The following is a 21,872-nucleotide window of genomic DNA, read 5'->3' on the forward strand; positions in this document are numbered from 1 at the left end:
ATTATATTTCAATAATTTCATACTCCATTGATCCCAATCCTATTTTTTCTGCATGTATGAGTGATGCCCTGCCCTTTTCAAAAAGTTTTTTCCCGCTGTTTTTCTGAACCATGTCCAGGCATGCAGCATCCATGGCAACAGGATCTTTTCCTGCAACAATGCCTATGTTATCTGCAATTGGTTTCATGTGTGTTCCGGCACAGTCGCATTCCTTTGTAATATTGTGAACAAATGATATGTATATGATGTCCTTGTCTTTTGAGGCACCATAAGCATATTCTGAAAGTTTCTCAAGAAAATGAGATCCGCTCCATGTGTTTTTAATTACACCTTTAGGACAAACTGCTATGCATCCGGCACATCCGACACATTTACTCGCTTCTATAACTGCATAATCTGAAACCTGAATAGCGCCGTAGTTGCACTTTTTCATACATATACCGCATGCCACACAGTTTTTTGCATCAACCACAGGTGATATGCCTGAATGCTGCTCAAGTTTTCCTGCTCTTGATGCAAAACCCATAGCAAGCTGCTTTATACTACCGCCGAATCCTGCTGCTACATGTCCCTTGAAATGGCTCATAACAATAAATTGATTGTACTTTCCATATTCTTTACCTATTTTACATGTTTTAAGATACTCTTTGTTTATTTCTATTTCATTGTATTCAGTTCCAATGTCTCCATCTGCAATTATAATGGGAATCTGCGTAAAACCATGGGATTTTGCTGTTTCAAGATGAAGTTCCGTTGTAGTCCTTGCTCCTCTGTACAGGACATTGGTTTCGATATATGAAGGAGAAACTCCCTGTTCTTTCAGATAATTTATTGTGGCTTCATAGCATTTTGGAGGTATGAAAGTCTTATTTCCTTTTTCGCCAAAATGAACTTTTATCGGCACTTCCTTTTCAAAGCTGTGATCTGTTTCTGACACTATTTTTTTTAATAATTCCAAAGCATCTTTTCCAAGCTTGTCGTAATCAGATCCTGTATTTTTAATAAAGTATACTTTACTCACGTTTTATTCCTCCTGAATTATCTATTAAGTTATAATATTTTTACCCGACCTAAAATCCTTATACAAGAAACGTCTGTCTTCTATGGCTTAATTCTAGCACAGGTTTAAATGTTTTACTTATATATAATAAAGGATGAAGTTAACTTTATGTCAATACCTAATTTGAAAAATAATGTAAAAACAAGGAGAGGTCATCAGGAAGTCATCGGGGACGGTTCTCTCTGTCCACTTGCCGCTAAGAACCGTCCCTTATATCCAATACCTGTTCAAATGCACTGCAGAAACCATCGACATCTTCCCGGCTGATTATCAACGGTGCATAAAGATGTATGAAGCTAAGTTGTTCTGAATAACCGCAGAAGTAACCTCTTTCTAGGAGACCCTTAAATATTGCACCGGCACTGACTCCACTTTCCAGCATTACCACATTCATCATGCCTCTTCCGCGAATTTCCTTGATGTACTTATTTCCTGCAGCTATGTCTGCCAATCTTGATCTTAGGTATTCCCCCATCTCGGATCCTTTCAACACCCAGTTCCCCTTTGCCATGACACTGACAACTTCTCTGGCAATTCTGCAACCCATTGGGTCATCAATATGAGATTGAACATACCTGAATCCCGTCTTCTCAGCAGCCACTGCAAGACTCTCTCTGGCCAAGACAGCACTTATAGGATATCCATTGCCGAGACCTTTGCCAAGGGCTATGAAATCCGGCGCACCTGTCACGCTGTTCAAAAATCCGTAGTGCTGAAACCCAAACCATTTACCGGTCCTGCCGAATCCCGTGGTTACCTCATTCACCACCAACAGGCCTCCTGCAGCACGAACATTTCCAGCAAGAAAGTTCACCAGTCTTTCGGGAGGTAGAAGAACCATGCCTCCTGAATTGCCGGGTTCAAACACAAAGGAAGCATACTGGCTGAAATCCAAATGGTTGTATCGTCCGCATGATGAACAGTCTCTCCCTATATCTTTCAAGTTTCCATCAGTATCACTGATGTTATTGCTGACTCCCGAACAATCCTCTCCACACCTCAGACATTCTGTCACATCGAGATCGTCCCAGTACATTCTGTCCCTTGGGTGTCTTAAATCAGCAGAGGCTCCGAGGTAAGAGATGTTCATGCTGAGCTTTTTTCTTCTTCCAGTAAGGAGCTCAGAAAGCATTACAGCCAAAGACACCGCTTCGCTTCCGGATGATAGGAAACAACCGCTGTATTTTGTGATTAGATTAGCTGCCTCAGTCAACTCCTCAACAAGTTTTGCTGGATGCTCAGTTTCAAAGTACTGATGGGTATGAAATAACGTATCCACCTGCTCATGGATAACCTTAACCACATCGGGGTGATTGTGTCCGAGGACTGCCGCCCAGCATCCGGATTCCATATCAACCAATTCACCGTATTCCTTTGTTATAACCCTTGTGCCTCTGCTTCGGATTGCTGTGATAGGCCATTCCGGTCTTACAAAAAGTTTCATTTCATGCCTCCCAAATTAGAATTTCAACTTGTTTTATATCAATATTAGTATATAATGGATATAATAATAGTTCAATTCCGGTATTATCAAACTGTACTAGTACAATTATAGTTTTTTATTCACATTGGAGGCATTATGAGCAAGAAACAACTGGTCATCGACCACATACTCAAGGAAATTGAAAGAGGCAAAATTCTTCAAGGGCAGCGTCTTCCCAGCTGTCGAAAACTGGCTGAAGATCTTGGTATCAACAAAATAACTGTAAACAAAGCCTACGAGGAGCTGGAGAAATCACATCTTGTCTATTCCATTCCCTGCGGAGGCTTCTACCTTATACGTAAACAAATGGAACCTGTAGCTTCCAGTGTCATTGTGGATTTTAAGACTGTCAGGCTCGAGAAAAACCTCATACCTTACAGAGAGTTCACCCACGTCATCAACACCGCTGTAGATCGGCATCATGAAGAATTGTTCAATTATGAATGCAGCAGCGGCTATCTGCCGCTGCGCCATGAACTAAATAAAATGTTTGAGAAGGACGGAATCTATACCACAGCTGAACGCATACTCATAACTTCCGGAGCTCAGCAAGCCATTTCTCTCGCTTTTCAGGCTATATTCAGAAACCGTCCAGGTAAACTTCTTGTTGAAGTACCCACATACGGGTTGGTTCTTGAACTAGCCGATCGTCTGGGAATACCCATGGTAGGTATCCCACGTACAAAAGACGGATATGACTTCAAACAGCTTGAAAAACTCTTTAAATCAGGTGATATAAATGCTTTCTACATTGTTCCAAGACATCAGAATCCAACAGGCTTCTCTCTGGATGAAAGCACCAAGCGTCATATTGCGGCCCTATCCCAACGTTATAACATTCGCATCATCGAAGATGACTACCTTTTCGATCTGGGGTCAAAAAAGAACTCTCTTCCCATCCACTACTATGACACAAACAAGAGCACCATCTATATCCGCAGTTTTTCCAAAACTTTCATGCCGGGAATCCGCATTGGAGCTGCAGTCCTGCCTGAGGATCTTGCACATGAGATAATGCAGTTGAAGCAACTCATGGACATCAATACATCCCAGCTCCCTCAAGCAGCTCTTCAGCTTTACATTCAGTCCGGAATGTATGTCAAGCACACTCTGAACATCAGGCGGGTCTATGAAAGGAAGCTAAAAATCGCAAGACGAATCATTGAATCACTTGCTCCGTCAAATCTATACTGGCACGTGCCAGATCACGGAATCTTCGTATGGCTGATACTACCCAAGGGGATAACTGCGCTTATGTTGGAAGAAAGACTGAAGCAGCAGGGGATACTTATAAATCCGTCTGCAGATTGCTACCTGGATACATATTGTGCTTCCGAGCAAGGTTCATCAGCTTCTGATATACCATCCCGAGCAGTTCGCCTATGTCTTTCAGGTGTTTCATTTGATAAACTTGATACTATTGCAGCTATTCTTAGGGAAATACAAAATAACATAGATGATACCATAGGGTGAGATCACTCTGTACATTTGCCGCCAAGAACCGTCCCCGTTCCCTATGGTTCCATGGTTATAATTTGTATTCCTTAATTTTATATCTTAGAGATCTTTCACTTATTCCAAGGCTGTCAGCAGTCCACCTTCTGTTCTGTCCGTTATTTTTCAATGCAAACTCAATGGTCCTTTTTTCAATATCTTCTAACGTTTCTCCTTCATAAATTTTTATATAATTTTCACTAATATCATCATTTTTTTTAATCATCTTTGGATTGTTTAGATTCAAAGAATCAACACCAATGTATTCATCTCCGCACAATAAAACTGCCCTTTGAATAATATTTTCAAGTTCTCTGACATTTCCTACATAATCATAGTTCCTAAGCTGATTCATAGCATCATCTGTTATGCCCTTAACTCCTTTGTTATATGATATCCTGTACTTATCAATGAAGTGTGGAACCAACAAATCAAGATCTTCAATTCTTTCTCTTAGAGGAGGAGCAACAATGTTTATTACATTAATTCTGTAGTACAGATCTTCTCTGAAATTTCCTGACTTAATCTCTTCTTTTAAATTGCGGTTTGTTGAACAGATAATTCTAACATCTACAGGGTAATTCTTCTCATCACCTATTTGCCTAATTTCTTTTTCTTGAATAAACCTAAGTAGTTTAGATTGCAGTTTAATATTCATTTCTCCTATTTCATCCAGAAACAGAGTTCCATTTTCGGCTTTTCTGATTAAACCGATATCATCTTTTGTAGCCCCTGTAAATGATCCTTTTTTATAACCAAACAACTCGCTTTCTAAAAGCTCATTTGGCATTGCAGCACAATTTATTGCTATGAATGGTTTACCTGCTCTGTTGCTGCTGCTATGGATTGTCTGAGCTATTATTTCTTTACCGGTGCCACTTTCACCGGTTATGAGTACTGTTGCATCAGTATCCTTTATTTTATCTACTACACTTTTAATATCTCTGATTGCTTTTGAATCTCCTATAGGTGTTTTTCGCAAATGCCCTTGTAACAAGTCCAACTCTTTCTTTAAGTTCAGCGTTTCAGATGCTGTATTCAACAATATTTGAAGCTGGTCGTTATCAATTGGTTTTGTTATAAAATAATAAGCACCAGATTTGATGGCTTTAATTGAATTCTCAATTGTAGAGTAGGCAGTCATTATTATTATTACAGCATTTGAGTCAATGGCAAGCAACTCGTCCATGAGTGCAAGTCCGCTGCCTTCTGACAGTCTTAAATCCAGCAATACTAAACTGATTTTTTCTTCAATAAATATTTTTTTTGCATCATTAATATTGTCACTTGTATATACATTGTAGTTGTCTTCCAGTAAAAACTTAAGCGCTCGTAATATCTTGATTTCATCATCAACTATCAATATTTTAGTTTTCATTTTTCTCCCATCCTCACTGTGATAAATACAACTAAGCCGCTGGTATTTTCATTATTTTTGGCCATTATTTCTCCACCATTTTCTTCAACAAGTTTTTTAACAATAAACATACCTACGCCATTTCCATTGTCTTTTGTAGTATAAAATGGTTCAAATATATAGATTAAGGACTTTTCATCCATTCCACATCCGTTGTCAGCAAACTCAATATTAACATTTGTTCCATCACTGTATCCATTTATTTTTATGCTTGGATTCTCAATACCAACAAGTGCATCCTTGCTATTCAAAATAATATTTATGACAATTTGTTTGAAGTGACTTGAATCAAACTCAATATATAAATCCTCAGGTATTTGTAAATCTACATAGATATCCTTAATTTGAAGTTTAATGAATTTAATTGTGTTTTCCAACTCGTTTCTTAAATTTAATACTTTAATTTGTGGTTTTCTTGGAGAAGTATATTCCATAAACTCTTTAATAAGGGCATCAATTCTATCAATCTCTTCCGGAATATCTTCTGAAGCTGCAAGCATGAATTCCTTGTTTTCCAGCTTGTTCTTCATTTGAGATGTATAAATTTTTATAGATGTTAAAGGGTTTCTAATTTCATGAGCGAGAGAGGATATTATTTTATCCATAAATTGAAGTTTATCATAATTTCTCAACTCATTTATAAGTATCTTTTCTTCTCTGGTTTTTTCTTCAATTATTTTGTTTAGCTTTCTGTTGATCAATTGAACCGTAAGAATTATCAATAAAAGTACAAATAAAGAAAATAAAAGCATTATAATCTGTCCTTCCATTTCTTTACTTGAGTTTTTTATGGGCGTCCCAAACCATTTTCTATGCAGTGCATCATACATCCCATTATTTCGTATTTCATCTAATCCTTCGTTGAGCTTTCTTAACAATTGTGGATTATTTTTTGAAACAGCCATAGAATACTTTTGTTCATTGAGGGTCTGCCCAACTATTTTAATTTGATCGATCCAATTGTTTTCCTTGCATATGTAGTTAACTGTAAGTGTATTTCCAACCATTGCTTCTACTTCACCATCAAGAAGTGCTGCAACTGCTTCTTCCATGGTATCGTATTGAATTATTGTAATATCCTTAATCTTGCTTAATTCATAATATACAATATCTTCCTTTTGCACTGACACAACTTTTCCTACAAGATTATAATTATTATTAATTAAGTAGTTGTTGTCCCTTACAAAAATAGACTGAGAATTTAAAAGCAGAGAGTCAGTAAAGTTAAACCTGGTTCTTCTGTCGTCAGATTCCTTCATTCCCTGGATAATATCTGCCTGGCCTCTTTCTATGGAATAAAAGGCATCTTCCCATTTCATCGGTATAAATTCGAACTCCATACCGGTAACAAGACTTATCGCTTTAAGCAGGTCTACATTAAACCCTTTATATATGCCGTCGCTGTCTAGAAACTCATAAGGAGGAAATTTTATATCTCCTGCTACTCTAAAAGTCTCAGCCTCTCCCAGGCCATAGGCTATAGGCATATTCATGAAAAATATCAATAAGATAAGTACTGCAGTTTTTTTTATCATTATATACCCTTCCGAACTGTTACATAAGTTGATTCTATATTACCATATGAAGTTATTTAATTCTAGAAAAAGGTTTTCTAATATGAATAATACCTCTGTAAACTCAACAGAGGTATCTTTATTTATGCAGTGCAAATTGAGCAATATTAAATTTCTATAAAATATAAGAAAAACCTAATCTATTTTAAGTTCCTTTATGGTTTTGTTAAATTCATCTAACTTTTCAGTATCCTTAACCAGTGGAAGATTTGCTTCGATATTCATTATGCAGCCATTTGTTCCAACTCTTGCTAAATCAGTGCCTATTACCAGGTCGGAATTGCAGCTGGGATTAGTCTTGCCTGAGAGCTCCGAACCAATATCGTACACCCTTCGACATAGTCTTGCATTATACATAGGAGCTGAAGCACCAACTATTCCTGCATTAGCTATTGCTTTTTTTCTAATTTCTTTTTCTTCTTCAGTTTCCTTTGGAAGCTTATATGCATCTATAATAACTCCATAGGCATTGGCATCATCTACTATTCCGGACAGCAGTCTTTCTCTTAATTCTTCAAGTTCTTTTGCATACTGTAACTGGCTTTCAGCAGATATTCCATAATCTTTCTTTGTAGACAGCTTGCAAACCATGCCTATAAGTCCACAGGCTAAAGCTCCGGATAAGGCTGAGGCGCTGCCGCCTCCAACTGTAACATCATCTGTATCTAAAATAAGCTCTAATACATTTTTGTAATCCATAATTCCTCCTAGTATCTTTAATGTTAATTTAATCCTTAAGGCTTGCAGTATGCAAGCCCTAAGTTGAATAATTCAAATAAAATTTCGTTATTATTTTATTGTTCGTCCAGCAATCTCTTTTCCAAAATTTGATCCATGCCAAAGTTTTCTATTTGTAAATAATATTCAGCAACATCAAGAAGAGCTTTCATAGGTATGGTTCCAATTACTTCACTGCCCACTACATTTACACCGTATCTTCTTGCTTCCATCTTCACCATTTCAAAGGCCTGGTATACTGCTGATTTTTCATAGTTAACCAGGTTCATTGAAACTTGAGTTTGATTTCTTTCTTCCAGCTTAAGTCCTATAGCCTTTACATATCTGAGACCGCCGCCTAAATGTCTTACTTTCTTTGCTATTTTATCTGCGATTTCCACATTTGGGGTATCCAGATTTATATTGAATGCCACTAACGGAACCCTGGCTCCAACTGCTGTAGCACCGCTTTTTGCGTTCATTTCCTGCGGACCGAAGTCCGGCTTCCAGTTCTCGTCTTTTATCTTTTCAAAGAAACCTTCATATTGTCCTTTTCTTACAGATGCAAGATTCCTCCTGTCTTCCTTTGTGCATGCATCCTCATAAAGATATACCGGTATTCCCCAGCTTCCAAGCTCAGCTCCAACTTCTTTTGCTGCTTCAATACACTCAGCAATAGTAACATTTGAAACCGGAGTAAATGGGATAACATCCGTGGCACCCATTCTTGGGTGAGCACCTTCATGCTTTGACATGTCGATTAGCTCTGCTGCTTTTCTGGCTGTATTAATTGCAGCTTCCTTTATTTTCTCGGGTGATCCTATCATTGTTAAAACTGTTCTGTTGTGGTCCTTATCAGATGAGTAATCTAAAATTGTAATTCCTTCAATTTTTCTTGCCTCATCAATGATTTTTTCAACTAAAGCTTCATCTCTTCCTTCGCTGAAGTTTGGCACACATTCCATTAGTCTTTTCATAACAACCTCTCTTTTATTTTAAATTTTCCACAAATGTTTTAATAAACCAAATTGTCTGTGGCTGATAAATAATGTCTACTAAGAAAGCTCCAACTATTGGAACAATCATCATTGCTTTTCTGCTCATACCATATTTCTCATTAACAGCTGTCATATTTACAATTGCTGAAGGTGTAGCTCCTAATCCGTGTCCGGCAAGACCTGCTACCATAACTGCAGCATCGTAGTTCTTTCCTAAAACTCTGAATATTACGAAGTAACCAAGAAGCGATATTAGTATTACTTGTGAGAATAAAACCACAAGCACTCCACCTATTAATCCTGATAGTTCCCAGAGCTTCAACGTCATTAATGCCAGTGATAAGTATAAGTTAAGCATTACATTTCCAATTTCATCAACAAGGTTAAAGTCGAATCTGTACAAGTTTGCTTTTTCATTGATATTTCTGAGAATTACAGCCACAAACATTGCACCCACATATGTCGGGAATCCCATGTTTATCAATTTACTGATCCAACCGGCAATAATTGTTCCAAATGCCATACATACTAAAATAGCTGCAACATTTTTAATTATATCAAGTGAACTTAGTTTATGACCTGCACTTGCATTTATATCTGTAACAGAAGTATCAAAACTTGAATCCTCTTCAGGCTTAAGGTCATACTTTACAATAAGTCTTCTACCCAGTGGTCCACCTATAAGAACTGCTGATATGAGACCAAAAGTAGCTGCTGCTGCTCCAACCAGCGGTGCAACTTCATAGCCCATTTCAGAGAATGTGGTTCCATATGAAAGTGCTGCACCGTGCCCACCAATCATGGAAATAGCACTGGCTAATAAAGCATAAGGAGCTTCCAGTCCAATTGCCTTAGATACAGCAATGCCTAATATATTTTGTAATATGGATACTACACCGGCAATAAGCCAGTACACGATAAGTAATTTACCGCCTTTAACAAGCAGCTTGTAACTTGCACCAAGCCCTACTGTTGTAAAGAAAGCCAGCATAAATGCGCTTTGAAATATATTGTCAAAAGTAAATGCAAAAGTTCCAGACAAATGTCCAAGCCATGTAATAAACATAAATATGAATCCCCCGATTACAGGTGCCGGGATACAGTATTTATCTAATAATTTAACTTTGTTCTTTACAAAATAACCTAAAAGCAATAATACTGCTGCAAATGCCAAAGTAACTGTTGAATCAACACTAATAGATGTAAGTCCTTCGATTAATTCAAATTTCATAATATCCTCCTTTTAATTATAACTTAATATATAATTCCAACAACTTAGGCAACGATTTCATCCTTCACTCCTTTCGCCTAAATTTATCAATATTTACTAATTATTTATGCAAAATATAAGCCAACTTTTCGCATCCTTAAAAACCTCTATTTTGTAATATATTTAACATTTAAAATATTATCTGTTTCTAATTACATACAAAAAACACCCTGCAAAATTTGCATGGTGCAAATTTTGCAGGGTGTCCATAGGGGACGGTTCGGTCACTGAAAAACTATACATTTATTCGCTGTCATTCTGAGAGCTTGCTCGAATAATCTCATGTTTTCAACAAAAGATGAGATCCTTCACTAACGTTCAGGATGACAAAATAGACTTTTTCAGTGGTCTCGGATGGTTCTCATTGACCAGTCCATTTGTCAATAAGGATTTCACCCGTCTCCATTTGGTTATTGGTTCTCAACCATAATGATATTTGGAATCCATCTTCCAACATCGTATCGAATTGCCGGTATTGTAACAGGATGATTGTTATAATACATTATTGAGCTTGCTCCTCCATCTAAGTTAATGGCTTGAACTGCTCCATACCTTTCCATAATATCTGCACATTCACCAACTGTTGTACCAATGCTATGACCTAATTGCCTTCCATCCACAACTAACATTAAGACATCTAAATTAGCTTTCTGCCCTATAGCTGTCCTTGGTTGAATGCCCCATCCGGAAGAACCTTCCACTTGCTTTTCTCCGTCTAAAATCAGAGCTGGCATAAATTCCACGGCATCTCTTAATTCACCTTCCGGAATGTTTCTTCCTATTAACATCATATCATTGTAATCGAAGCCAACTGTGAACCAATTTCCCCCAACCGGAGTGTTAATAACTTTTCCGTTTTCAATTATAGCTCCAATAGGTTGACCACCGTTTCCATTGCCGTCATAATCCACAAAACCGCTGGCATTTATTGATAAAATTGCATTATTATATTTAGACAACTCATCTATTTGACTGCCCTCATTTTTTTGGTTTTCATTTACGCCTTCTGCCATTCCAACCCTGACTTTGCTGGAATCTTTGGCTATTGCCAGCCTTCCGTTGTATCCTTCGCCTTTGACTTCAATTATTAATATTTTATTTTTAGAATCAATTGCAACTACATTGTCTCCTTGATTTGTAACTATTCCGGTCCGTGCATCTCCAATTTTACTTTCATCAATTAAAATATTTTCATATCCGTTCTTTAAAACATCAGGATTGTTTTCTTTGTACTTATCAAAGCTTTCCATATTTATTTCATCAAATACGGCAACAAACCACTCTCTTCCGTTTAAATGAAACAAATTCTTAATTTTAGCTATAAATCCATTACTTCCATCACCTTTTTTAATTCCCGGGTTGTCCCTTTGATTTAATACATCATCAATAACTGACTTTGGAATAAATTTTGTTGCAAGCCATTGGTGTGTCATTGTAGACATTGCAGTTTCTATATACAGGCTCCTGTATTTTGCAATAAATGGAATATTTGAGTATATTGCAACTAAATATAACAGAACAAATGTAGTTAGAAACACTGTAATAAAATGCATAATATTTTTTCTTAAACTTATTTTTTTCATTTTTCATTTCTAATACTTTTAGTTATTAGATTTCACTTTCTTTTTATTTTTTATAATAATAACAAATTCCCCTTTAGATTATCTTAACTGCAATGAGGACGGTTCTTGGACAGCCTTATAAACTTTTAGCTGCCACATATCCGTCCCCTGCGGTTATTCAAAACCACCAGTAAATAAAAAATCATCTCATATACTTTTTGCCCCACATGCACAGTTCTGTCAAAATACCTTCTAATGATTTTCCCTTTTCAGTAGTTATATACTCAACTTTAGGCGGAATTGTTGGATATGATGTTCTTTCTATAAGCCCATCCATTTCCAGCTTTTTCAATTCCTGAGACAGCATTTTGTGACTTATTTTGGGTACGGATTTTTTTAGCTGCCCATACCTTATGGGCTGAGACTTCAATATATGCCATAAAATTATTGCCCTCCACTTGCTTCCTATTACAGTCATGGAAAACCCTATAGAACAACTAAAATCTTTTTGTTTCTTTTCCTGATCCGGAAACTTTTCCAATACATTTATGTCCATATTAACCCTCTTTCAAAATGGTAAGTAACTGAGTAAAAAGTGCGTACTTGTAAAATTTAGAAATTACTCTATAATTAATAATATAATATTATTAATTGTTTAGATTATAACACTTAATGGGAGCGAATTAAAATGAAAAAATACAATTTATACCAAATTGATTCATTTACAAAGGAAAAATTCACCGGAAATCCTGCAGGAGTAATAACAAATGCTGATGGATTAACTGAATTACAAATGCAAAAAATTGCAAGAGAGTTAAATAATTCTGAAACTGCCTTTATTTTTTCTTCTGACAGTGAATTCTACGATGCTCATATACGCTTTTTTACTCCTACAAGTGAAGTTCCCATATGCGGACATGCAACAATTGCAGCTCATTATGCAAGAGCTGTTGAAAATAAGTTAAATAGTGCCGTAATCCATCACAAGACAGGCGCCGGGATTTTGCCTGTTGAAATATTTAAAGATGAAAATGACTACAAAATAACCATGACCCAGGGAAAAATTGAATTTGGTACCATTCTAAGCGGTAATGAGAAGGAACAGCTATTAACAGCTTTAGGAATAACTAATCAAGAATTGTTGAATAACCACCCTGTTCAAATTGTATCAACAGGTCATTCAAAAGTCTTAGTCGGCATTAATAACCCTGAAATACTTCATGGTCTCAAACCGAATTATGAAATGCTTGTGAAACTTAGCGACATGATAAAATGCAATGGTTACTATGTATATACCATCAATCCTGATGATGATTTTTTAATTCATGGAAGAATGTTCGCACCTGCAATTGGCATTAATGAAGATCCTGTAACAGGCAATGCAAATGGACCTTTAGGTGCATACTTGGTTCACCATAATCTTGTTAAACATAACAACTCCATGTTAAAGTTTAAGGCTAAACAAGGCGAAGCCATTGGTCGTACAGGAATAATTGAAGTAAGTGTAAAAATTGAAGATCAGAATCCGGTAGAAGTAGCTATTTCTGGAGAGGCGGTCATTGTATTTCATACCGAAATAACTATTTAATGTTATTTGACGAGTAATTTTTTTCAAAAATGGACGGTTCAAGTAGTAGTGACTTGCCACAGAGAACCGTCCCCTATGGTTCATGCAATAAATTATTTACGCAAAATTTTCTCCATGGATTTTCCTTTTGCTAACTCATCGATTAGCTTATCCAGGTAGCGAATTTCTTGCATAGTTGGTTCTTCAATGTCTTCCACCCGGACACCGCAGACAACGCCTTTGATCAGTCCACGTGAAGGATTAAGCTTTGGAGCTTCCGCAAAGAAGGTTTCAAAATCAGTTTGTTTTTCCAGCTGAGCCTCAAATCCTTCCTGTGAATATCCTGTCAGCCAACGGATTATTTCATCGACTTCTGCCTTCGTACGTCCTTTTTTTTCCGCTTTCGTAACATAATGTGGATAGACACTTGCAACACTCATTGTATAAATATTATGTTTGGCCATATACATCTCCGTTTGTATTTTTCTTTTATTATAACACTAAAACCATTAAAAATCATGATTTGAGGGGGTAAATATTATGATAATTTACAAAACTTGTACCGATGTTACCATGAATGAAATATTCGCTGCTTTTAGTCTTGGATTTTCAGACTATATAGTTCCATTGAAAATGAGTCAGAATGTCTTTGAAAGCAGATTTTTTGGACCTGAAGGCAATTCATTAAATCAATCCATTATTGCTCTTGATAATGAGCTTCCGGTAGGTATAATTCTTGGAGGCATACGATTTTTTGACGGTCTTAAGACAATGCGCTGTGGCACTCTTTGCATTGCCCCTGAATACCGAGGCTGTGGAATCAGCAATAAACTGCTTGAAATGCATAAATCATCTGCAGTTAATGAAAGGTGCAAGCAGTTATTTCTTGAGGTAATAAAAAGTAATGAGAGGGCCGTTAAATTTTATGAAAACTGCGGTTATACAAAAGTATATGATTTAAAATACTACTCAGGAACTATTAAATCCATGCATTTTTCAAAAGATTCACATCCTTACATCATAAAAAATATATCATTTGAAAAAATAGATGACTTTAGAAAAACACTTATGGACTGCCACATAAATTGGCAAAGCGATACACCTTTTTATGCTATGAGCACAAATGAAGCTTATTTCGCAGCTTATGAAGGTAATAAAGAAATTGCTTATATTGCCATGAGCTCACAGGGCAAAATTAACTTCCTCTGGGTCGACCCAGCGTACCGCAATCAAGGTCTTGGCAGCAGCATGGTTCAAAAGGCTGCTCAAATGCAAAATGCTGAAAAGTGTACAATATGTATTCCTAATAATTCTTCTCTGGAAGGATTTTTAAGAAAGCAGCAATTCCAGAAAGAACCAATTGAGCAATATGAAATGTACTTACCTCTATAGGTTTTTGTGCGTAAAATTGAAAAGTTCCATTTAATTAGCAGGACTATCTTCACAAATAAAAAAGGACTGAGCACTTTCATTGTCTCAATCCTTTTCGGCCGCTTAATCTGATGCTCAAGCACTCAGATTAAGCATTTTTATTTATGATGCTATCCTTCAAATATTTCCACGTTATCTACACTTTCCAAGAACTTCAAATACTCCTCTTTTGTCATTGCTGGTGTGAAATTGCCAAGTATAGCATTTGCATTAGCTGCATCACCATACAACAGATCAACAACAGTTAAAGCCATTGCTTTGGCAGGCATTATGTAAGCCTTCTCTTCATCTATGGTTTCAAAATCACGAGTGTGAAGACTTCCCTTTACTCCCCCAATCATTGGGTGAATAGCAGGCATTATGTGAGATACGTCTCCTAAATCAAAGGACCCTGTAAAATCTCCACCCTGGATTATTTTGTCTTCAGGTATGCCTAATAATAATAAGTTATTCTTGAACAGTTGATCAAATTCCGGATAATTTAAAATTGGGAGATATCCTGGTATGCTTGTAATTTCAACTTTAGCTCCTACAGCCATAGCTCCGGCTTTTAAAGCTCTGTCAACCTTATAATTTGAGTCTATCATTGCATTTATTGTCCTTGCTCTTACGTAGGATTCCATTTGCACATCGTCAGGAACTGAATTTACTATGTTGCCTCCCTTTGTGATTATTGGATGTACTCTCACTCTGTCAGAATCTTTGAACGTTTCTCTTTGTGCATGAATGTTATTTATGGCTAATGAAGCAGCATTCAAGGCATTTATGCCGTCTTCGGGAGCTGAACCCGCATGAGACTCTTTTCCTATGAATCTGACCTTTTTACCTATAAAACCATTGCTTACCGGTCCTATTAATGCATCATTGTCACCCATGTCAGAAGAATGGAACATCATTGCCATATCCACATCATCAAAACAACCTTTTTTTATCAGCTCTTGCTTACCACCAAAATATGTGAGCTTGCCTTCTACCCTTAACTTATCTCTATATTCCAACTCAACAAATTCTTCAGCCGGAGTTGCAATCACGGAAACATCTCCTGCCAGTTCACTAAGTATTCCGCTTTTGACAAGCCCTAAAGCAGCTCCTAACATTCCGCCTACTTGGTTGTTATGGCCGCAGGCATGTACTGCTCCGGTTTCAACTGCATCTTTGTGTGTAACACATGAGATTGCATCAAGCTCTCCTAATATAGCTACCGTAGGGCCTGGTTTTCCACCTTTTAAAACCGCCTTACATCCCGTAACAGCAATATTTTCTTCCACCTCTAGTCCTAGCTCTTTAAGAAATCTAACAACTGTACCTGTTGATTTAAATTCTTTATAACCAAATTCCGGTGTAGAGTAAATCTCTCTGCCGGTTTTTATGACAAGTGCTTTGTTGTCCTCTATTGCTTTAACGACCTTTTCTTTCAATTCGTTAATATTCATATACTCCTCCTATATTAATTATGTTTTATAAAATCTATTGACAGCAAGTTTTCACTGCTTGCACCTTGACCGTCTCCATTTTACATTAGCATTTGATAATAACGTTCTCATTCCATTATAGCATAAATTTTCCTATTTAGTACAAAAGAAAGCGCTACATTTAAAAATGGGACAGTGTTTTGATTTCAATCAAAACCGTCCCATAAGTGTTATTTGAACAAGAATTAAATTTTATTTAAAGCATTTGCGGTTCACTTCAGCGGTCATTGTAAAATTTTAGGCGCTGAACTTATTAACTGTGATTTGCTACAGAAATTTTTATATTCTTTGCTCTGCAGCAAGCCTTTATATCACTTATAGTTTGTTTAAATAACTCAGCAAATTTATCATCAGTATTTATGACAACCTCTTCAATTTCTGTCTTCATTGACAGAGCATTTTCAGACTTATACTTTCTTGTTTCAGTAATAATGTCCTTTAGTTTTTCTCCAAAAATGATAATTTCATCGTCAACAGATTTTTCAGTTTCCCATTGAAGCTTGTGCAGTGAAATACTGTTCTCATACTTCCTGAAAAATTCCTGATAAATATATTCTGTTATATGTGGAACATATATGGCATAAAGCTTCAATATATTCAGCATGCAATAATATAGGGCATATTGTGCTGATTGACGCTCTTCATAACCATGTATCTCCGGTTGATATAAACGCTCTTTGACAATTTCAATGTAGTAATCACATAAGTCCTTCCAGAAAAAATCATCAATTTCATGTCTGGCTGGTCCGATTTCATATTGGTCAAGGAACTTTCTTGCATTCATGGTAGTTTGTGTACATCTATCGATTATCCACCTGTCTACAGGCATTAAATTTACATGAGCATTGAGGTTAATGTCCTGCAAATGAGATATTGAAAACTTTGAAGCATTCCACAGCTTTGTGATAAACCTTTTTGCTATGGTTAATTCATCAATTGAAAAAAACGTATCTGATCCAAGCTTGGAATTAGCAGCCCAATATCTTATAACATCAGCAGAGTGGTTTTCAATGATCAATTTTGGCGAAAACTCTGAGTTGCTCTTTGACTTGCTGATTTTTTCTCCTTTTTTAGCAAGAACAAAACCACAAATCATTATATCCTTCCATGGAATCTGGCCCGTATGGTAGAGGCTTTTAACTATGGTATAAAATGCCCATGTGCGTATGATTTCATGAGCCTGTGTCCTCAAACTCATTGGTAATAGCATATCTGAAATATCATTTTCTTCATCCCATTTTGCATTTATTTGAGGGGTAACTGATGAAGTAGCCCATGTGTCAAAAACAGATGTCTCAGGTACAAACTCATCACACCCGCAGGAACAAATTTTTCCGGGCTTGGTTTCAATAGGATTTACCGGCAGCATTTCTTCATCTGCAATTATAACATTACCACAATTTTTACAATACCATATTGGGAAAGGAACACCAAAGTAACGCTGGCGTGATATACACCAATCCCACTTAAGATTTTCAACCCACAATAAATATCTGTTTTTCATGTGTTGAGGATACCAATTGATTTCATCAGCAGCTTTTAAAAACAGTTCCTTATTGGTAAGAATATCTATATACCACTGTTTTGACGGTATAATTTCAATTTCCTTACCACAACGCTCATGAACAGAAACTGTGTGTGTGATGTTTTCTGAATCTATAAGAAATCCATTTTCTGAAAGAAGATTTATTATATGTTTCCTGGCTGCTAAGACCTTTAACCCTCCTATTAATGGAACACTTTCACCTATTGTACCATCAGGCAGAATAACCTTACGATAAGGCAGTTTATGAGTTTCATACCACTCAACATCCGTGCTGTCACCAAATGTTGCACACATTACAACACCTGAGCCTTTATCAATACTAGCTTTTTCGTCTGCCAATACAGGAATTTCATAATCATATAAAGGAACAGTGGCATTTTTGCCGATATATTTAATATATCTGTCATCCTTCGGATTTACAAACAGACAAACACAGCCATATAACAACTCAGGTCTTGTTGTAGCAACCAATAATTTTTCTTCGCCTACCTGAAAATTAACATAATTAAAAGTAGTTTCTTTTTCAATGGTTTCTAACTCTGCCTGGGCAATGGAAGTTTGACATTCCGTGCACCATAAAACAGGAGACTCTTTCATATATGCCTTTTTATCCTTCAAGAGTCTGATAAAGGACTTTTGTGATATTCGCTGTACCATAGGATTAATGGTTTCATATTGAAGAGACCAGTCAACTGAAAAGCCCAAAGACTGCCACAAATCTTTAAACTCTTTTTCATATTTTGAAGAGGTTACAACACATCTTTTAATAAATTCACTTCTCGGAAGATTTTTTGCAATGATACCCTCATCTTTTTCAACCAATCTTTCTGTTGGCAAACCGTTGTCATCAAAACCAAAGGGATAAAAAACATTGTAGCCTTGCATACGCTTAAAACGTGCTATCATTTCAGCCTGTGTATAGGAAAATATGTGTCCGATGTGCAGGCTGCCGCTAACAGTAGGTGGCGGAGTATCAATAGAATAAATTTCATTTTTACTCTCATAGTCAAAACTGTAGATAGAATTTTCATTCCAAAAGTTTTGCATTTCTTTTTCAACTTGCTTAAAATCATAGTTTTTCATGGTAACCTCCTAGAATTTTACGAACACAAAATCACAGTCTCGTTCACCAAATTATTTACTCGCTATCGCTCATATAATTTGGGAACTCGTTGCGGTTGACCTACCGCCATTTTTCAGGAAAAACATCTGAAAAATGGGGTTAGGGCATACAAAAAAGTCCGCCTTAAGCTTATGCTCAGGGCGGACTGTATGCGTCCGTGGTACCACCTAAATTCAGATTACTCTGCACTCTGTCAGTACGGGATAAAATATTATCAGATACTGCTTTCCTTTTAACGGTGGAAATTTCCGTTGAAGCCTACTAAGATTATATCTTTTCAGTTCACAGCTCAAAGGCTACTTCCATACTTACTTCACGAAGATTCTCACCAACCATCTTCTCTCTTTGCTTCAAGTGAGTATGTACTCCTCCTCATCAACGCCAATTTGTTCGTGTTCGTTTTATATCATAATATTTTATTATATTCAAAATGTCAATATTTATAATCACTTTTTTAATTAAAATTTTATTTCATTGTATTAGCACAATTCGTCTTTGTGCTTGTGCTTTTTGTATACTCCTCCATGATAACAAATATAAGTATCTGCATCATAATCTAATATCTTTGAAATAGATTTGTTTGCATTCTCCACATCTAATGTAAACTGCGGGTTTGCAATGACAAGCTGATTATTTTCCAATGCAGCAGCATCACCTGTTATAAGAGTTTTTTTATTTTTTATGTACAGAGATATGTGACCGGGAGTGTGACCGGGAGTACCTACTATTTCACAACCACCGCACCAGTTCATAACTTCTCCGTCATGTACAAATTCATCGACCTCGACTGTCTTAACGCTTTTGAGAATGTCACAGAAAGCTCTTCCAAATTGCTTCTGTTCTTCATTTAAAGTACTTTGCAACGATTCTGCCTGTTCTAATCTCAATGACTTTTTTTCTCCTGAAATATATGGAGCTTCAATTTCGCTTGCAACGATTTTCACATCAGGATATTTGTGTTTAAAGTCTGCCAAAGCTCCCATATGGTCGTGATCATGATGTGTAATTACAATTTTAGTAAGTTTATTGCAGTCTAAATTTTCTGTCCTCATGGCATCTTCAATTATAGACATAAATCCTGTATATCCGCAATCAACAAGAATCATTTCATTTTTATCTCTTAATACTACTGGATGGATAGTACCCTCCATATCTCCAAATTTATAGTTAACATTTAATACAATTATATTTTCCATAATATCGTCTCCTTATTAAGTATCACTTTATGCTCTGAGTACCCCCCGTCCCTGAGATTGTGGATGAATTTCAACCACCAAAAGCTCTTCCGTTATAAACCACCTAAGTGATCAAGTCCTTTTTTTCATCATCAAATATGTAACAACTCCAGGAACAAACATATCTGGAATAGGTCCAATCTCTTGATAGCCTAGGGCTTTGTATAATCCGATGGCCTCTGTGCTAAAATCATCTACACATAGGAAGAGTTTATCCGACTTATCCTGAATAAATCCGATTTCCTCGAATAAACTCATCATTTGTTTACCAATTCCTTTTCCTCGTACTGCTTTTTTCACAGCCAATACATGCAGAAACGGAAACCAATGGAATATCCCATTAAGAATAATCCATGCAAAACCAACACATTGCCCTTCTTCATCTATTGCAACGTAAATTTCTCTTTTATCAAAGCCTTCTTTTAAGAGTCTTTGTCCAATATATTGGTTATTTGAGTCTAAAAAATACTTCTGACCCAGGATAGAATTCTCCAGAATGCTGGCACAGTCCTCTAGATGTTCATAGTTTCCTTTTATAATGGATATTTCCATGTGACACTCCTTCATTTATTTGATCTTTGTCATGATACATTTGTTAGTTAGTTATTCTATGTCTGGTACTGGATTTGAAGTTACAAACACTAACTTTGCAGCTTAATCTATTGTAAACTCTTCTGTCGTCTCAAGACCATTCCAAACATACCCATCGGATCGATAGTATATTCTATTTACAGAGCCATCTTTTTTTGTAACATCTATAACATACACCTGCTTTGTTTCTACTAGCATTGGATAATTATCATAAGGCAGAACATCACCCGTTTTTTTCTTATACTGAAAATCACCATACGCATTTTCTAATCGCCAAAATTCCCGATATGTATAATCTTTGAATCCTGTCAAATCTTGTTTTCCAAAATAATAAGCTTTGTAATTCTTATCATTGATAGTGAATTCATCAACTCTAATGGGTTCAATGTCTTTTGCTAACCAAGATAAGTCCTCTGAATAGATTGAGTCGCCGTAGTATTTCTTTAATTGATTCGCCATACATGGGACAGAATCAGTCATATATCCCATAGCATCAAAATCTGTATGAGCACCACCGTAAATTCCCATAATGTCCTCACACCCTAGTCTGTCACATTCACGAATAAAATTCTTCACCATCTTGTTTTCACGGTATGCGTCATCAGAATGTTTATAATAATAATTGCCTTGTTCAATAGCATCTTGTGTCAACAAATACATTTCTGTACCTTGCAAATTATTCTCTTCAAGATACTTCAAAAATCGTTGACCAGTAGTATTGTACTGGTGCCCCACATCTGTACCGTGAAAAATAGTTTCAGGGCACTCGCTTTTTATTTTTTTATAGAATTCCTTAATATAAGGGTTATATGACGTTGTGCCTTCCCAATCCTTATATAATTCATCAAGAATATCATCACTATCCGACTGCATCCACAAGTTTAAAAACTCCGCAGTATAGTAGGGATATTCAACAAATAAATGTCGCATATTCTGCGTATTGTAGTTATTATTCCATAACTCTAATTCCTTTTCCAATATTTTTTCAACACCATGCTGTTCTCCATATAAATAAATCTTACCTGTTGATTTTTCTAAAGGCGTTCCAGTATCCACTGGAGCGTTTCTGACTGAACAAGCAACCAAGACTGACAGCATTATTAATGACATAGTATACATAAAGAATCTTCTATTGTTCATAGCTCACCATTTCCTTCTAAAACTCCTTCAAATTATTTTATTTGATGATGAAGGGGATATGTTATATTATACCACAATTTTCTAATTAATGAACTCGTTAAACCACCTTTAACAATAATTTCTTGAAAACTGTTGACAAAGAAAAATTTATTTTATATAATAACAGACAAATACAGTCTATAATATCTTTGG

At 36.2% G+C, this 21,872-nt stretch carries 18 protein-coding genes, 1 pseudogene and 1 other annotated feature; of the genes and pseudogenes, 3 read left to right on the forward strand and 16 right to left on the reverse strand.

Going from position 1 to position 21,872, the window contains the following annotated elements:
* Nucleotide 1 precedes the first annotated feature (1 nt).
* The 3 genes and pseudogenes from LY60_RS15685 to LY60_RS18260 form a co-directional block, all read right to left on the reverse strand.
* Nucleotides 2–1,021, reverse strand: a complete 1,020-nt coding sequence (locus LY60_RS15685; RefSeq protein WP_145086061.1) for a DUF362 domain-containing protein — start codon at nt 1,019–1,021, stop codon at nt 2–4.
* A 235-nt stretch (nt 1,022–1,256) separates the two neighbouring features.
* On the reverse strand, nt 1,257–2,003 hold the full coding sequence (locus LY60_RS18255) for an aminotransferase class III-fold pyridoxal phosphate-dependent enzyme (RefSeq protein WP_246145542.1): 747 nt from the start codon (nt 2,001–2,003) through the stop codon (nt 1,257–1,259).
* 186 nt (nt 2,004–2,189) lie between these two features.
* Nucleotides 2,190–2,504 (reverse strand): annotated as a pseudogene (locus LY60_RS18260) (aminotransferase class III-fold pyridoxal phosphate-dependent enzyme); the annotation flags it as partial.
* Between the two features lie 135 nt (nt 2,505–2,639).
* Here LY60_RS18260 and LY60_RS15695 point away from each other — a divergent pair.
* Nucleotides 2,640–4,016 (forward strand): aminotransferase-like domain-containing protein, encoded by a 1,377-nt coding sequence (locus LY60_RS15695; protein WP_145086068.1) that lies wholly within the window; start codon nt 2,640–2,642, stop codon nt 4,014–4,016.
* Between the two features lie 55 nt (nt 4,017–4,071).
* Here the strand turns inward: LY60_RS15695 and LY60_RS15700 are convergent, their stop codons facing one another.
* The 7 genes from LY60_RS15700 to LY60_RS15730 form a co-directional block, all read right to left on the reverse strand.
* Nucleotides 4,072–5,415: a sigma-54-dependent transcriptional regulator gene (locus tag LY60_RS15700; protein WP_145086071.1), complete on the reverse strand. Its 1,344-nt coding sequence runs from the start codon at nt 5,413–5,415 to the stop codon at nt 4,072–4,074.
* Nucleotides 5,412–6,989: a transporter substrate-binding domain-containing protein gene (locus LY60_RS15705; RefSeq protein WP_145086074.1), complete on the reverse strand. Its 1,578-nt coding sequence runs from the start codon at nt 6,987–6,989 to the stop codon at nt 5,412–5,414. The genes LY60_RS15700 and LY60_RS15705 overlap by 4 nt, the downstream gene beginning before the upstream one ends.
* A gap of 174 nt (nt 6,990–7,163) precedes the next feature.
* Nucleotides 7,164–7,727 (reverse strand): cyclodeaminase/cyclohydrolase family protein, encoded by a 564-nt coding sequence (locus tag LY60_RS15710; protein ID WP_246145536.1) that lies wholly within the window; start codon nt 7,725–7,727, stop codon nt 7,164–7,166.
* Nucleotides 7,728–7,822: 95 nt separating this feature from the next.
* Entirely contained in the window at nt 7,823–8,722 is a 900-nt protein-coding gene (gene ftcD / locus LY60_RS15715) for a glutamate formimidoyltransferase (RefSeq protein ID WP_019228575.1), read from the reverse strand.
* A 13-nt stretch (nt 8,723–8,735) separates the two neighbouring features.
* Nucleotides 8,736–9,974 carry a sodium/glutamate symporter gene (gltS, locus tag LY60_RS15720; RefSeq protein ID WP_145086081.1) on the reverse strand — a complete coding sequence of 413 codons (1,239 nt, stop codon included), beginning with the start codon at nt 9,972–9,974 and terminating at the stop codon, nt 8,736–8,738.
* Nucleotides 9,975–10,423: 449 nt separating this feature from the next.
* Nucleotides 10,424–11,596, reverse strand: coding sequence for a phosphodiester glycosidase family protein (locus LY60_RS15725; RefSeq protein ID WP_145086084.1), 1,173 nt, complete (start codon nt 11,594–11,596; stop codon nt 10,424–10,426).
* 181 nt (nt 11,597–11,777) lie between these two features.
* On the reverse strand, nt 11,778–12,131 hold the full coding sequence (locus LY60_RS15730; RefSeq protein ID WP_145086087.1) for a winged helix-turn-helix transcriptional regulator: 354 nt from the start codon (nt 12,129–12,131) through the stop codon (nt 11,778–11,780).
* Between the two features lie 132 nt (nt 12,132–12,263).
* Here LY60_RS15730 and LY60_RS15735 point away from each other — a divergent pair, with 132 nt between their 5' ends.
* Nucleotides 12,264–13,163: a PhzF family isomerase gene (locus LY60_RS15735; protein ID WP_145086089.1), complete on the forward strand. Its 900-nt coding sequence runs from the start codon at nt 12,264–12,266 to the stop codon at nt 13,161–13,163.
* 92 nt (nt 13,164–13,255) lie between these two features.
* On the opposite strand, the gene LY60_RS15740 is transcribed toward LY60_RS15735, so the two are convergent.
* The gene (locus tag LY60_RS15740) at nt 13,256–13,606 is read right to left on the reverse strand and encodes a DUF2200 domain-containing protein (protein ID WP_145086092.1); all 351 of its coding nucleotides are present in this window, start codon (nt 13,604–13,606) and stop codon (nt 13,256–13,258) included.
* A gap of 76 nt (nt 13,607–13,682) precedes the next feature.
* On the opposite strand from LY60_RS15740, the gene LY60_RS15745 reads away from it, so the two are divergent.
* Entirely contained in the window at nt 13,683–14,534 is an 852-nt protein-coding gene (locus LY60_RS15745) for a GNAT family N-acetyltransferase (protein ID WP_145086095.1), read from the forward strand.
* 149 nt (nt 14,535–14,683) lie between these two features.
* Here LY60_RS15745 and LY60_RS15750 read toward each other — a convergent pair whose 3' ends face one another.
* The 5 genes from LY60_RS15750 to LY60_RS15770 all read right to left on the reverse strand — a co-directional run bounded on the left by LY60_RS15750 (nt 14,684) and on the right by LY60_RS15770 (nt 21,680).
* Nucleotides 14,684–16,006, reverse strand: a complete 1,323-nt coding sequence (locus LY60_RS15750; RefSeq protein WP_145086098.1) for an amidohydrolase — start codon at nt 16,004–16,006, stop codon at nt 14,684–14,686.
* Nucleotides 16,007–16,298: 292 nt separating this feature from the next.
* Nucleotides 16,299–18,674: a valine--tRNA ligase gene (locus tag LY60_RS15755; protein ID WP_145086100.1), complete on the reverse strand. Its 2,376-nt coding sequence runs from the start codon at nt 18,672–18,674 to the stop codon at nt 16,299–16,301.
* A gap of 173 nt (nt 18,675–18,847) precedes the next feature.
* Nucleotides 18,848–19,102 (reverse strand) — a binding site (T-box leader).
* Between the two features lie 91 nt (nt 19,103–19,193).
* Entirely contained in the window at nt 19,194–19,910 is a 717-nt protein-coding gene (locus LY60_RS15760; protein WP_145086103.1) for an MBL fold metallo-hydrolase, read from the reverse strand.
* Nucleotides 19,911–20,021: 111 nt separating this feature from the next.
* A complete protein-coding gene (locus tag LY60_RS15765) occupies nt 20,022–20,501 on the reverse strand; it encodes a GNAT family N-acetyltransferase (RefSeq protein WP_170226270.1) in 480 nt (159 codons plus the stop codon).
* A gap of 102 nt (nt 20,502–20,603) precedes the next feature.
* Complete coding sequence (locus LY60_RS15770) at nt 20,604–21,680, reverse strand: hypothetical protein (protein ID WP_145086110.1); 1,077 nt, start codon at nt 21,678–21,680, stop codon at nt 20,604–20,606.
* Nucleotides 21,681–21,872 lie beyond the last annotated feature (192 nt).

This window comes from Sedimentibacter saalensis (genome assembly GCF_007830175.1).
GTDB lineage: Bacteria > Bacillota > Clostridia > Tissierellales > Sedimentibacteraceae > Sedimentibacter > Sedimentibacter saalensis.